Raw genomic sequence first — 12,935 nt, forward strand, 5'->3', positions numbered from 1 at the left:
GTCAGCGTGAGTGGTTCTCCGGCTCGATCCGCCGCGGCGGGGGATGCACACGGACGACAGCCGAGGCTCCGACTCAAGCGGGTGACCTGAACCGGCCATTTCCCTACCGTAATCACGCGACTACCTTCCGTGGCGATAGGTTGCCGTCGCCCCCACGACACCGCATCCCGGCGGCTGGGGGCACGTCCGTTCAAAGGAGCTTCCTATGCGCCATCTGTCTGTTCTGTCGCTGGCCACCGCCCTCGTCGCACTGGCCGGTACGCCCGCTCTCATATCGCCCGCCCAGGCCGCCGTCCTTCCCGCCGTCACGAAGGCGCCCTTCAGTACCGCCCAGGCGGCCGGTGAGGGCCCCGGCTGTGGTGGCCACCAGGCCGACTGGCGTTCGGCCGCCCTCACCTCGGGCTTCTCCGGCTCGGCGCGGGCCACGTTCTGGAACGGCAACAGCGGCACCTCCGTCAAGCGCCGGGTCTCCGTCGTGCCCGGCGGCGTGGTCCCCCTGCTGCCCAAGGGGGGCCTGGCGGTCATCGGCGGCAACGTCGACGACATCTACGCCGGACAGCCGAAGGCCTTCGCCGGCACCGGCACCGCCTCCAAGCGCGGCTACACCTGGACCGTGGCCCCCAGCTCCGGCGACGCCCCCCGCCCCGGCGGGACCGCCACCCTGCTCAACCCCCGATGCGCCGCGGGCAGCACCACCGTCACCAGCGCCACCTACCACTACCAGTCCAGGACCGCCTCCGGCGCCTACATCCGCACCCTCGTCGGAACCCTGAGCCGCAAGGCGTCGTGACGAGGGACCGGCGCGACCACGGCGTGACCGGCGAAACCCCGCCCGCGTCGCCCCCGGCTCGGTAGACCCGGCCACGCCAGAACTCACGACCGGCGCCAAACCGGTCCGCCGCCGGGAGATCGGCCCGTTGACCGTCCGATCTCCCGGCGAACGTCGGTTACGCGGTTCCCGTGGCCTCGCCCGCCTCGGAGGGGCGCGTCTGGTTGTAGAGGACGCCCAGCCGGTCGATGCGCCAGAGCTGGCCGTACACGATGAGGGCCAGGCCGAACACGGTCGGCCAGATCTCCAGGGCGATCAGCCCCCACACCAGCAGGGCGAGTCCGGCGAGGCCGCCGACGGTCCAGACCCGCTGGGCGACCGCGAACCCGGAGGGCGTGCGGGAGCGGTCCCGCATCCACAGGCGTTCGCCGTAGATGCCCATGGAGGACCAGGCGGTCGGCCTGGTGATCGGCGGGAAGGCGTGCGGGTTGGCCCACAGCCACAGGACGACCAGCGCCAGCGGCGCCAGCGACCACCAGCCGATCCAGGTACGGCTCCAGATCGCCGTGATCGCCAGCGGCATGGCGGCGAACCGGGTCCAGACGCTCCACGGATTGGCGTGACGCTTCCACGCCTCGTCGGTCATTCCGGCCATGTTCGCGTATTTGTCCAGAACGCTCATGTCAGCATTCCCCTTGCCAGAGTCCTGATGGTGGCTTCGAGCACCGCCTCGTAGGCGGGGCCGAACCGGTCGCGGTTGAGAACGATGAGACCGACGCCGCGGATCACTCCGACGAGCGTCTCCGGCGGAATGTCCGCGACCACGACACCCGAGCGCTGTCCCGCGGCCAGGTAGTCGAGCAGCGGCGTGACGACCTGTGGGGCGACGCGGGCGATCTGCTCGGGGCCGACACGCCGGGTCACCGTCTCCAGTTCGTCCGGCCGGGTGAGGAGCCGCCGGTAGAGGGGGTCTCCGGTGAGCACGCCGGTGATGGCGCGCATGACGGCGACCAGGCTCTCCTCTCCCGGCGGGTCGTCGAGGGCCGCCGAGATGTGGGCGGCCACCGTCGGGGCGCGACGGAGCATGATCTCCAGGTACAGCGACTCCTTGGAGTCGAAGAAGGAGTAGAAACTGCCCTTGGCGATGCCCGCCGGGGCGACGAGCTCCTCCAGCGAGGTCTTCTTCAGGCCTTGCGTGGTGAACAGCTCCTCACCGGCGTCGAGCAGCACGCGGGTGATGCGCGCCTTCTCCTCGGTGGTGAACGCGATTGCCAAAGCTATGACTCCTTCGGTCATTTGGTCATAGCGTACGCGCAAAAGGTACGAGCGGCCAGACGGGGCCGGGACGGAGGAGCGGAGGCGGACGGGAATCGAACCCGCCAGGCCGAGAACCTCGGCCTCACCGGTTTTGAAGACCGGGGGGTCCACCAGGCACCCAGACGCCTCCAAGGGAGAACATACCCGCGGACGGGTAGGACCGCCGGGAGGCGAGCGGACACGAAGGGTCATGAAGGTTCACGGTGTCCCCTCGCGACCGTCGGCGGCCGACCGGAGGAGACGTAGATGGCAGCGGGACCCGGCATCCTCCCGGAAACGGGAGCGGAGACATCGGACACGGGCAGGCCCCGGCTTACGGGGTACGCCCACGGAGGCGGCTGCGCCTGCAAGATCCCGCCAGGCGAGCTTGAAGCCGTGGTCGCCGGGCTGCTGTCCGGCGACCGGCCGGACGACCTGCTCATCGGGCTCGACGACGGCGACGACGCCGCCGTGGTCCGCGTCGAGGGCGGCCGGGCGGTCGTGGCGACCGCCGACTTCTTCACCCCCGTGGTCGACGACCCCTACGACTGGGGGCGGATCGCCGCGACCAACGCCCTGTCGGACGTCTACGCGGTCGGCGGAGACCCGCTGGTGGCCGTCAACCTGCTGTGCTGGCCCAGGGACGTGCTGCCGATGGACCTGGCCAAGGAGGTCCTGCGCGGCGGCCTGGACGTGGCACGGGCGGCGGGCTGCCACGTGGCGGGCGGCCACAGCGTGGACGACCCGGAGCCCAAGTACGGCATGGCCGTCACCGGCCTGGCCGACCCCGCGCGGCTGCTGCGCATCGACGCCGGACGGCCGGGCCTGCCGCTGTCGCTGACCAAACCGCTCGGGGTCGGCGTGCTCAACAGCAGGCACAAGGCGACCGGTGAGGTCTTCCCGCAGGCCGTCGCGGCGATGACGACGCTCAACCGGGACGCCTCACGGGCGGCGCTCGCCGCGGGCGTCGAGTGCGCGACCGACGTGACCGGCTTCGGCCTGCTGGGGCACCTGTACAAGCTGGCCAGGGCGAGCGGTGTGACGGCCGTGATCGACGCGGCGGCGGTGCCGTACCTGGAGGGGGCGCGTCAGGCGGTGCAGGACGGTTACGTCAGCGGTGGCACCCGCCGCAACCTGGCGTGGGTGGAACCGCACCTGGACCCCGGAGGCCTGGACGAGGAGGACGTGCTGCTGCTGGCCGACGCCCAGACCTCCGGCGGCCTGCTCGTCGCCGGGGAGGTGCCGGGCGCGCCGGTCGTGGGTGAGCTGACGGTCTTCGACGGCGTGGCCGTACGGCTGCGCTGAGCACGCGGACGGTTCCGGGTCTCCCGGCACCCGAAGGCGTGCAGGTCTCAGGGAATCAGAGGACCCGCCCGGCTTCGACCCCACGGATCCGAACGGGCTCAGGAACCGGCGGGGACCGAGGCCGCCTGGCCCGCCTCCAGGCGCAGGCGCTGGGGGACGACGGTGTACCTGGGGTCGGCGGCCGAGGCCCGGCCCGCCGCGAGCAGGCCGAAACGGGTGTACAGCGCGCCCGCGGTGAGGGCGGCGCCGGACAGCGCGGTCAGGACACGGCTGCGTCCCGCCACGACGGCCAGCAGCCCGCCGCCGACCGTCAGGGCGCGGGCCACGCGCATCCTGCGCCCCGCCTCCCCCGTCCGGTACGGCTCGCCGACCAGCCCGAGCCGCCGCTCCATCAGCGCGCCCGCGGCCGTCTCGACGGCGGCCCCGAGTGCGCCCATGGCCCTGGCCGGGGCCGCGGCCGCCCTCGGAGTGGTCAGCATGCCCGCGGCTCCCGCGCTGGCCAGCGCGCTCCCGGCGAACAGGAACGGCAGTTCCCTACGCGCCTCGTGCCAGGCGGGTACGGCGGTGTCGGCGAGCAGGACGGCGGTGTAGGTCGCCATCAGCGGGCCGGTGATCACCGCGGCGGCGGCGGAGGCGTCGCCCGCGACGGGCAGTACGGCCGCGACGGCGGGGGCGCGCAGAAAGGCGGGGGTCCGCCGGGCGGGCAGCAGGGGGGCCAGTGCCGAGGCGGCGGCCAGCCCGGTCGCCCCGCTGTGCGCGGCCAGGATCCACGAGCCCATGCTCATCGGGGAGGTCGGCTTGAACACGCGCAGCATGTTGAGGAAGCGCTCCGGCCTGCCCAGCTCGGCGACCAGGAACCCGGCGCCCGCGGCGGCGCCGAGCGCGGCGGTCACCCTGGCGGTGAGGGCGAGCCGGGGGGTTCCCGCGAGCCCGGCGACGGCGGCCATCGTGGCGGCGGCGCCGGACAGGCCGCCGAGGTACAGGTAGACCGGCATGTGCGGTTCGTGCCAGACGGGGGCTTTGATGATGGGCTGCCCGTAGTAGGACCGGAACCCGGCCTCGGGCACCATCGGCTCCTCCCCGCGCCTCACCTGCTCCTCCCCCGCTCCAGGGGGCCCCACGCCAGGAGACTCCGGCCCGGGAGGCCCCGGCTCAGGAGCCCTCGGCCCGAGGGGCCCCGGCCCTGGAGGCCCCGGCCCTGGAGGCCCCGGCCTGCGCGGGCGCCCAGGAAGGACAGGGCGACGACGCCGGTGAGGGAAAGCGCGGCGCCCGCCGCCCACCGCCACATCTGCGGAAGGTCCCTCGTCGTGACCACCGGGTCCGGTGGCAGGCCGTACACCTCGGGCTCGTCGAGCAGCAGGAAGAAGGCGCCGTCACCGCCGACACCGTCGTCGGGGCTGGCACCGTACAGGCGGGCCTCCGTCCTGCCCTGCTCGTGCAGGCTCCTCACGCGTTCCTCGGCCCTGGCCCGTAGCTCGTCGAGCGGCCCGAACTGGATGGAGTCGGTCGGGCAGGCCTTGGCGCAGGCGGGTTCCAGGCCGCCGAGCTGGCGGTCGTAGCACATCGTGCACTTGAAGGCCCTGCCGTCGGGTTCGCGCCGGGCGATCACACCGTACGGGCAGGCGGGCACGCAGTAGCCGCAGCCGTTGCACACGTCCGCCTGCACGACGACCGTCTCGAACTCGGTGCGGAACAGCGCCCCGGTCGGGCAGACGTCCAGGCAGGCGGCGTGCGTGCAGTGCTTGCACACGTCGGACGACATCAGCCAGCCCTCAAGGCCGTCACCGTCACCGTCGCCGTCACCGTCCTCAGAGGCCGGGCGAGGACGTTCGATGAACGCCACATGACGCCAGGTGTCGGCGCCCAGGCTGCCGGTGTTGTCGTAGGAGGTCGCCCTGAAGACGAACCCGTCGTCGGGCACGTCGTTCCACTCCTTGCAGGCCACCTCACAGGCCTTGCAGCCGATACAGATGCTCGTGTCGGTGAAGAAGCCGGTCCTATGTGGTGTCACGTCCGTCACGGGAAGTCCTCGAATGATGAGTATCCAAGTTTCTGCCCTGACCTGGGAGAACGCCGAGGCTCTCTGAGCGGCTTGCCCGGGTCGGAGCAGGACAAACCTCTCAACGAACGTCGTGACGGACTCGGACCCGGATCCTTGTCACGCCACCGTGCGCCGGCGACCGCGCCGGGATGCCGGCGCACGGTGGCGTGTCCTCACCTCCGGACCGGCGACCGGTGAAGATCCTCGGGCCTCGGGGCGAGGGCCTCGGTCTCGCGCAGGCCGAAACGGGCGTGGAACCGGCGCAGCGGGCGGGGAGCCCACCAGTTGGCCGAGCCGAACAGGGTCATCACCGCCGGCACGAGCAGGCATCGGACCACGGTGGCGTCGATGAGCACCGCGACGAACAGGCCGATTCCCAGCTGCTCGATGTCGCTGAGCTCGGCGGTGCCGAAGCTGGCGAACACGATCAGCATCAGCAGCGCGGCGCAGGTGATGACGCGGCCGTTGACCTGCAGGCCGCGCCGTACCGCGGTGTCGTTGTCCAGGCCGTCGTCGACGTTCTCCTTGATCCGGCCCAGCAGGAACACCTCGTAGTCCGTGGAGAAGGCGAACGCGAAGACGAAGACCACGAGGAACACGTACGGGCTCAGTCCCGGCAGGGTCAGCGTGTTCAGCGGATCGGCCAGCACGCCGTGCTGGAACAGCAGGGTCATCACCCCGAAGGTGGCCGCCAGCGACAACAGGGTCATCACCAGCGCGCTCAGGGGGATCAGCAGCGATCCGGTCATCAGGAACAGCAGCAGGAGCACCGACCCGACCAGGATGAGGACGGCCTGCGGCAGGTCGTCGAGGGTCTCGCGGACCAGGTCGATCAGTACGGCGGCCTCGCCCGCGACCCACGACTCGGCCCCCGGCGGCCGGTCCGCGCGGATCCGCCGTACCAGGTCCTGCGCCGCCTCGCTCTGCGAGTCCGCGCGCGTGTCGACGACCACGGAAGTCAGTCCCGGCCCCTCCGTCACGACCGGCCGGACGGCGGACACGGCGGGATCCCCGCGCCACTTGGCCGCCCACTCGGTGAGGGTCGCCTTGTCGGCGCGGGAGACCACCATGACCGACGGGTTCACGCTCTGCCTGTAGCGGTCGGCCAGCTCGTCGGCGACCCGCACCGCCTCCACGCTGCGGGGCAGACCGGCCAGGTTGGGCTGGGCCACCCTGACGGTGAGCAGGGGGGCGGCGGCGGCCAGCAGGACCGTCAGGGCACCCAGGATGACCAGGGCGGGCCTGCGCTGTGTGAAGTGGCCGAGTCTGGCGAAGGGTCCTCGCTCGGCGCCGTCAGCGGGCTTGGCCTTCGCCGGCTTGATCCGCCTGCCGAGGAGGCCGAGCAGCGCGCCCGTCAGCGTCAGCGCGGCCAGCAGCGCGATCAGGGTGGAGGTCAGGCCCGCGACGCTGAGGGTCTGGAGCCGGGGAACGTCGAAGACCAGCAGACCGCTCAGGGTGGCGACGACCGTCAGGCCGCTGAAGACGATGGTCCGGCCTGCCGTGGCCCAGGTCCGTCTGACCGCCTCGGCCGGCACGTGACCGTCGGCCAGTTCCTGCCGGTACCTGGCCACCAGCAGCAGGCCGTAGTCGATGGACAGGCCGAGGCCCATCAGCGTGACCACGCTGATGACGGTGGTGTCCATCGCGATGAAGGAGGTGAAGGCCAGCACACCGGCGAACGCCCCGAAGATGGTGACCACCGCGCCGAGCACGGGCAGCATCGCCGCGGCGACGCCGCCGAACACGAAGACCAGCACCACCAGCGTGAGCGGCAACGCCAGCATCTCGGCCCAGTTCAGATCGGCCTGGGAGGTCTCGTCGGTGCCCCTGTCGATCATGTCCTGGCCACCGATGCCGACCTTCGCCCCCGGCAGCTCCTTCGTCATGGCCCGCAGGCGTTCGGCCGCCTTGTCCATCAGGGGGTCGCCCCGCTGGTAGTCCATCTTCTCCAGGGTGACGGTGATGGCCATGCCACGGCCGTCGGGGGCGATGAGCGGCTTTCCCACCTCCCTGACACCGGCGAGGCCGCGGATGTCGTCGGAGGCCCGCCGAACGGCCTCCCCGGCCCGTGAGGTGCCGGGGTCGACGCCGTCCAGCAGTGCCACGAGCTGACCGCCCCGGTCCCGTCCGTCGGCCAGTGTCTGAAGCGCCACATCGGACTCGGTGCCCTGCGGTGCCCGGTTCGCCGCCAGGGAAGCGAACAGCGGCCCCACCGAGCCGAAACCCACACCCACGACGAGCAGCCAGAGGACCAGCGTCCACCAGCGGAACCGGAAACAGAAACTTCCTAGCCGAGCAATCATGTGACCAGGCTCGCAACAGACGAGTGCCCGGTCACGGAAGGCAGTGCCCGACTTTTGGTGGCATTAGGTACAGGGAACTCCGACCCAGTTCGGCCAGGGGGACACACCCGTGACCCGGGTGAGCGCGGCGCGCCGCTCACGCGGGGGTTCCTCCATCGCGGCGCGCTCCAGGGCGAACGCGCGGACCAGGTCGTGGAAGTGGTACTGGGCCGACATCTCCCCGGAGGTCGGGACGCTGTCGAGCAGCCTGGCGTCGACCAGCTGCTCGACCAGGCTCCGTGCCTCGGCCACCTTCGCGTCGAGGACGACCGCGGCCGTCCACAGCGCGAAGTGCGACACGTCGGGCAGCGCCAGGAGGTGGAAGGCGCGTCTGACCGGAGAGGAGAGGCCCTGGTAACTCTGGAGCAGGCTGGCCCTGACGTTCGTGTCGGCTATCCGCAGCTCGTCCAGGCGGCGATGCTGGACGTCGAGCAGCCTGGCCAGCTGGGCCAGCTTCCAGTGGGGTTTGGTCGCCAGCCGGGCACCGGCGATCCTGATGCTCAGCGGCAGGTAACCGCACAGCTCGACGATCCGGCCGGCCTTCTCCAGCTCGGACCTCATGCGGTCCTCGCCGACGATGCGGCCGAGCATGGTCATCGCCTCGCAGGGGTCCAGCACGACCAGGTCGAGCAGCGGCACACCCTCAAGGGCCGCCAGCCGCGCCCGTCCCGTCACCAGGACCCCGCACCCACGGCCGGTGGGCAGCAGCGGACGGACCTGTTCCTCACTGAAGGCGTTGTCCAGCACCACGAGCACCCGCTGGCGGATCAGCCTGCTGCGGTAGAGCTTCACCCGTTCGTCGAGGTTCGGCGGGATCGCGGCGCCGTCCACGCCGAGGGACTGGAGCATGCCGCCGAGCGCGTCGAACGGAGTGACCGCGGGCGAGGAGAGTCCGCGCAGGTCGACGTAGAGCTGGCCGTCCGGATAGCTGTCCTGGCACAGGTGCGCGACGTGTACGGCGAGCGCGGTCTTGCCGACCCCGGCCATCCCGCTGATGACGCATCCGGTGATCGACGAGTTCGACCCGCACCGCTGCAGGATCGTGGACAAGTAGGTGATCTCGTGGGAACGGCCCGTGAAGTCCGCGACGTCCGGCGGCAGCTGGGCGGGACGCACCGCGGTGACGACGGCCGGGCGTGCGGAGGCCTCGTCTGCGGCGGGCGGCGGGTTGAGGGCGGGGTCGGCGGCCAGCACCCGCATGAACAGTTCCTGCAGGTCATTGCTGGGGTCGATGGACAGGTCGTCGGCGAGCAGCCGCCGGAGCTCCTGGTAGGAGGTCATCGCCTCGGCCTGTCGGCCGCTCCGGTACAGGGCGAGCATGAGCTGGCCGCGCAGGCGCTCCCGCCACGGGTTGAGCGCGACGAGACCGGTCAGCTCGGAGCTCAGCTCGGCGTGCCTGCCGGCGGCCAGATCGGCGTCGATCCGGTCCTCCAGTGTGGCGAGCCTGGCCTCTTCGAGCTGTGGGCGTTCCGCGTTGGTCAGGAGGTCGGTCGCACCGGCCAGCGCGGGGCCCCGCCAGAGGGCGAGTGCCCGGGTCAGGGCGGCGGCCGCCTCGTGCGGCACGCCGACGTCGAGAAGCCTTCTGCCTTCTTTGGCCAGTCGCTCGAACTCCATCAGGTCGACCCGGGCGGGGTCGGCCTCAAGAATGTATCCAGGCCGCTGGCGCATAATCTGAATGCCAAGCTTCTGACGGAGCCTTGACACATAGATCTGAATCTGCGCCTCCGAGGTCGCGGGTGGATGCTCTCCCCACAGCATCGCCGCGATTCGCGAGTCTGAGACTATTCGCGACCTTGCCAGTAAAAGCGTGGCCAGGAGCGTCCGCATCTTCGACGCGCTGAGCTTGACGGGACCCGATTCATCGCATACCTCTATCGGTCCGAGCAGATGAAACCGCAGATTTTGAGCAGGACTGATCAACGCCATTCTGTGCCCCCACAGTCGAAGCGTTTACCCCGTTTGTGTGCCATGCCTCCATATCTCGACCCACTTTGGGTAGTTTGCCATGAATTACAAGCCCATGTCGCGCAAGTCAGTAATAGTTATTGTTCAGTAAGAAACCTCGCACGGCAGATCGACCTTGATCGTCGTTCCCGCCCCTGCCGGGCTGTCGATGGCGAACGCCCCGTCCGCGGACGCGACCCGCTGGCCGAGCCCACGAAGCCCACTGCCGGTGCCCACGACGGCACCCCCGCGCCCGTTGTCGGCGATGCGCACATGTAGCCAGTCACCGTGCTTGTTGACGGCCACCTCGACCCTGTCGGCTCCCGAATGCTTGGACACGTTCGTCAGGGCCTCCGACACCACGAAGTACGCGATCGACTCGATGGGCGGCGGTAACCGGCCGGGCAGGTCGACGGTGAGCTCGACCGGGATGGGTGAGCGGCCGACCACACCGGACAGCGCCGCGTTGAGGCCGAGGTCGTCCAACACCGCCGGATGCAGGCCGCGGATGAGGTCACGCAGTTCGGCCAGCGCCTGCGTGGCCTCCTCCCGCGCCTCGTTGATCGCGCGCAGCGCCGGTTCGGGAAGGTCGGTCAGTGTCTGCCCGGCGATGGCCAGCTTCACGGCCATCGCGGTCAGCCTCTGCTGGGTGCCGTCGTGCAGGTCCCGCTCGATCCTGCGGCGTTCGGCCTCGATCGCCGCCAGCAGCCCCGCCCTGCTCTCCACCAGTTCCTTCTCCCGCGCGCTGCCCAGCAGCGCCATCGCGGCGCTCACGTCGATGGCGACGGCCGCGCGGGCGACCCAGGGCGCGGCGAAGAGCGCGGCCGCCCCTCCCGCCGTCAGCCCGAGCAGGGTGAGCGGTTCGCCGAGGTGCCAGCCGAACCCGCTCTCGGCGAACCAGGCCCACAGCGGCGCCGTGGTGAAGGTCAGCGCGGCCGCCGCGGTCACGGCCGTCGCGGCGAAACCGACACCGCCGATCAGCGGGGCGATCAGGTGGTAGCAGAGCTGCCGCCAGGTCGACTCCCTGCGCGCCTCGCTCATCACCCGGCCGAACCAGCCTCCGGCGACGGGCCGCCGCGTGAACGGGATGTCCACCCCGAGCAGCGCGGTGAACCGGGAACGCTGGATCGTGCTGCAGGCGCGGACGCATGCCAGCAGCGCGGCCTGCGCCACGACCGCCAGCACCGCCAGCACGATGGACAGCGACAGGCTCATGGTGAGCACGCAGAGCACACCGAGGACGAAGAAGCCGAGCAGCCCGACGGGCAGCCCCGCCGCCAGGTGCAGTACCGCCATCCAGGTCCTGGCCGTCAGAGGTGCCCGCAGAACCGCGCGTGACAGGCGCGCGAGACCGTGGCGCTCGAAGGTGGCGTTCTCGCCACGGTCCTGCTCAGGGGACATCGGAGGCGTTCCTGACGGTGACGTCGGCATAGGCGGTACTCGCCTCGATCGTGGTCGGCGCACCGGGATCCTGGCGGACCCCGATGTTCCTGTGTCCCTCGACGGCCGTGGCACGCACGTTGTAGGCGCGCCCTCTGGGCAGCCCGATCGTGACGTCGCCGTAGGACATCCGCGCCACGACGTGACGGGGAACCCCGGTGAAGCCCAGTCGCAGATCGCCGGATCCGCCGGTCACGGTGACGTCGGCGGCCCCGAGACCGGTGCCCTCCACGTTGCCCGAGTCCGTGTCGACCCGGATCGTGCCGCTCAGGTTCTCCAGCCTCACCTCCCCCGACGACGTGGTCACCGCCAGGGAGAGGTCTGCGGGCACCCAGATGTGGTAGGCCGTCGAGCACCCGGGCAGGTGCGGCGTGGACGGGCAGTCCAGGCTCAGCCGCAGCGTGTCGCCCTGCCACACCTCGTCGGCGACGGGCTTGCCGGAGGACCACGCCAGCCACCGCTCGACCTCCACGGTGCCGGAGTAGGACGCGTGCAGGACGACCTGCGTGTCGGCCACGTCGATCTGCAGCCGGGCCGGCCGGCGATACTCCTGCCGTTGCGTCTCCGACTGCCTGCCGAGCCAGGACAGCAGGGTCACCACGCACGCCAGGACGGTGAAGGCGAACACGATCCCGCCGACGGCCAGCCAGAGCGGGCGCGATCCCCGTCGTTCACGAGTCACGTGCACGGACTCCTCCTGCCCGCGACCATCGCAAGGACGCGAGCGTCGAACGCCTTGTGTGCCGGACGGTGCCTGGATGCCGGATGCGGGTCTCAGCGTACTGCGACCGGTACAGGAGCGACAGATCACTTTCCCCGTGCGGGAGAGACAACTTGCGGATCATGATCTGATGGAGGAGGCCGTGGCGCGTTAGAGTGGGTCGGCTCGTGTACTGCTGGCGCAGCGTGATGTGGGGAGAAACCGTGCGCGTGGCAATCGCCGAGGACTCCGTACTGCTGCGGGAGGGCATCACCCGGATACTTGAGGCCGGCGGGATCGAGGTCGTCGCGGCGGTCGGTGACGCGCACCAGCTGATGGAGGCGGTCGAACGGTCGTCACCCGACCTGGTGATCATCGATGTGCGGATGCCGCCTACCCACACCACCGAGGGACTGCGGGCCGCGCTCACCCTTCGCAGGGAGCGGCCCGGGCTCGCGCTGCTGGTGCTGTCCCAGGTCGTGGAGGAGCGCTACGCCACCGACCTGCTGTCCGGGGACATGGCGGGCATCGGTTACCTGCTCAAGGACCGGATCGTCGACATCAACGGGTTCGTGCAGGCCGTACGGCAGGTGGCGGAGGGCGGAGCGGTCCTCGACCCCGAGGTGGTCTCCCAGGTGCTCGCGCGCCGCCGCAACCGCGACCCGCTGAAGACACTGACGCCACGCGAGCTGGAGGTGCTCGGGCAGATGGCGCAGGGCAGGTCCAACTCCGGGATCGCCGCCGCGCTCACGGTCAGCGAGAGCGCGATAGCGAAGCACGTCAACAACGTCTTCACCAAGCTCGGGCTGGCCCCGGCCGACACCGACCACCGGCGGGTGATCGCCGTTGTGCGCTTCCTGCAGGCGACGGAGGCACCCGGCGGAACCCCGTAACGGTCCCCGCCGGGACGCCCGGCAGCCGAATGACGGCAGAGGACGAAGTCCCTGGTGACAGCCGCCGCACAAGCACCGGGCCCGGCCGGGAGGTGGTCGACCGGGCCCTTGGACCCATGGGAGAAGTGCAGCCAGCTACCGGCAGGAGAGTGGTACAGGCCGCAGAGACAGCGCGTGGAGGGATCGAGATGATGGACAACATGAC

11 protein-coding genes, 1 tRNA gene and 1 pseudogene are annotated in these 12,935 nt (G+C 70.9%); 3 read left to right on the forward strand and 10 right to left on the reverse strand.

Annotated elements, in window-relative coordinates; all coding sequences use genetic code 11:
- Positions 1-205: 205 nt before the first annotated feature.
- Entirely contained in the window at positions 206-790 is a 585-nt protein-coding gene (locus ABT340_RS22170) for a hypothetical protein (RefSeq protein WP_352012690.1), read from the forward strand.
- 157 nt (positions 791-947) lie between these two features.
- Here ABT340_RS22170 and ABT340_RS22175 read toward each other — a convergent pair whose 3' ends face one another.
- The 3 genes from ABT340_RS22175 to ABT340_RS22185 all read right to left on the reverse strand — a co-directional run bounded on the left by ABT340_RS22175 (position 948) and on the right by ABT340_RS22185 (position 2,216).
- Positions 948-1,451: a DUF6653 family protein gene (locus ABT340_RS22175; protein WP_352012691.1), complete on the reverse strand. Its 504-nt coding sequence runs from the start codon at positions 1,449-1,451 to the stop codon at positions 948-950.
- Positions 1,448-2,044, reverse strand: a complete 597-nt coding sequence (locus ABT340_RS22180) for a TetR/AcrR family transcriptional regulator (protein WP_352012692.1) — start codon at positions 2,042-2,044, stop codon at positions 1,448-1,450. Before ABT340_RS22180 ends, ABT340_RS22175 begins: the two co-directional genes overlap by 4 nt.
- A gap of 79 nt (positions 2,045-2,123) precedes the next feature.
- Positions 2,124-2,216 (reverse strand) — tRNA-Sec (locus ABT340_RS22185).
- Between the two features lie 116 nt (positions 2,217-2,332).
- Between ABT340_RS22185 and selD the strand changes: the two genes are divergently transcribed.
- Positions 2,333-3,370, forward strand: coding sequence for a selenide, water dikinase SelD (gene selD / locus ABT340_RS22190; protein WP_352012693.1), 1,038 nt, complete (start codon positions 2,333-2,335; stop codon positions 3,368-3,370).
- 98 nt (positions 3,371-3,468) lie between these two features.
- Here selD and nrfD read toward each other — a convergent pair whose 3' ends face one another.
- From nrfD to ABT340_RS22225, 7 genes and pseudogenes are all read right to left on the reverse strand, one after another.
- A complete protein-coding gene (nrfD, locus tag ABT340_RS22195) occupies positions 3,469-4,461 on the reverse strand; it encodes an NrfD/PsrC family molybdoenzyme membrane anchor subunit (RefSeq protein ID WP_352012694.1) in 993 nt (330 codons plus the stop codon).
- Positions 4,458-5,405 (reverse strand): 4Fe-4S dicluster domain-containing protein, encoded by a 948-nt coding sequence (locus tag ABT340_RS22200; protein WP_502992523.1) that lies wholly within the window; start codon positions 5,403-5,405, stop codon positions 4,458-4,460. The genes nrfD and ABT340_RS22200 overlap by 4 nt, the downstream gene beginning before the upstream one ends.
- Before the next feature lie 179 nt (positions 5,406-5,584).
- Positions 5,585-7,714 carry an MMPL family transporter gene (locus tag ABT340_RS22205; protein WP_352012696.1) on the reverse strand — a complete coding sequence of 710 codons (2,130 nt, stop codon included), beginning with the start codon at positions 7,712-7,714 and terminating at the stop codon, positions 5,585-5,587.
- A 63-nt stretch (positions 7,715-7,777) separates the two neighbouring features.
- Complete coding sequence (locus ABT340_RS22210) at positions 7,778-9,421, reverse strand: BTAD domain-containing putative transcriptional regulator (RefSeq protein ID WP_352012715.1); 1,644 nt, start codon at positions 9,419-9,421, stop codon at positions 7,778-7,780.
- Between the two features lie 18 nt (positions 9,422-9,439).
- Positions 9,440-9,679, reverse strand: a pseudogene (locus ABT340_RS22215) (AfsR/SARP family transcriptional regulator); the annotation flags it as partial.
- Positions 9,680-9,802: 123 nt separating this feature from the next.
- Entirely contained in the window at positions 9,803-11,098 is a 1,296-nt protein-coding gene (locus ABT340_RS22220) for a sensor histidine kinase (RefSeq protein ID WP_352012697.1), read from the reverse strand.
- Positions 11,088-11,819, reverse strand: coding sequence for a DUF4097 family beta strand repeat-containing protein (locus ABT340_RS22225; protein WP_352012698.1), 732 nt, complete (start codon positions 11,817-11,819; stop codon positions 11,088-11,090). Before ABT340_RS22225 ends, ABT340_RS22220 begins: the two co-directional genes overlap by 11 nt.
- Before the next feature lie 242 nt (positions 11,820-12,061).
- Here ABT340_RS22225 and ABT340_RS22230 point away from each other — a divergent pair, with 242 nt between their 5' ends.
- A complete protein-coding gene (locus ABT340_RS22230; RefSeq protein ID WP_352012699.1) occupies positions 12,062-12,730 on the forward strand; it encodes a response regulator transcription factor in 669 nt (222 codons plus the stop codon).
- Positions 12,731-12,935: the final 205 nt, after the last annotated feature.

Origin of the sequence: Streptosporangium sp. NPDC000239 (assembly GCF_040300765.1) — a bacterium.
Classification (GTDB): Bacteria; Actinomycetota; Actinomycetes; order Streptosporangiales; family Streptosporangiaceae; genus Streptosporangium.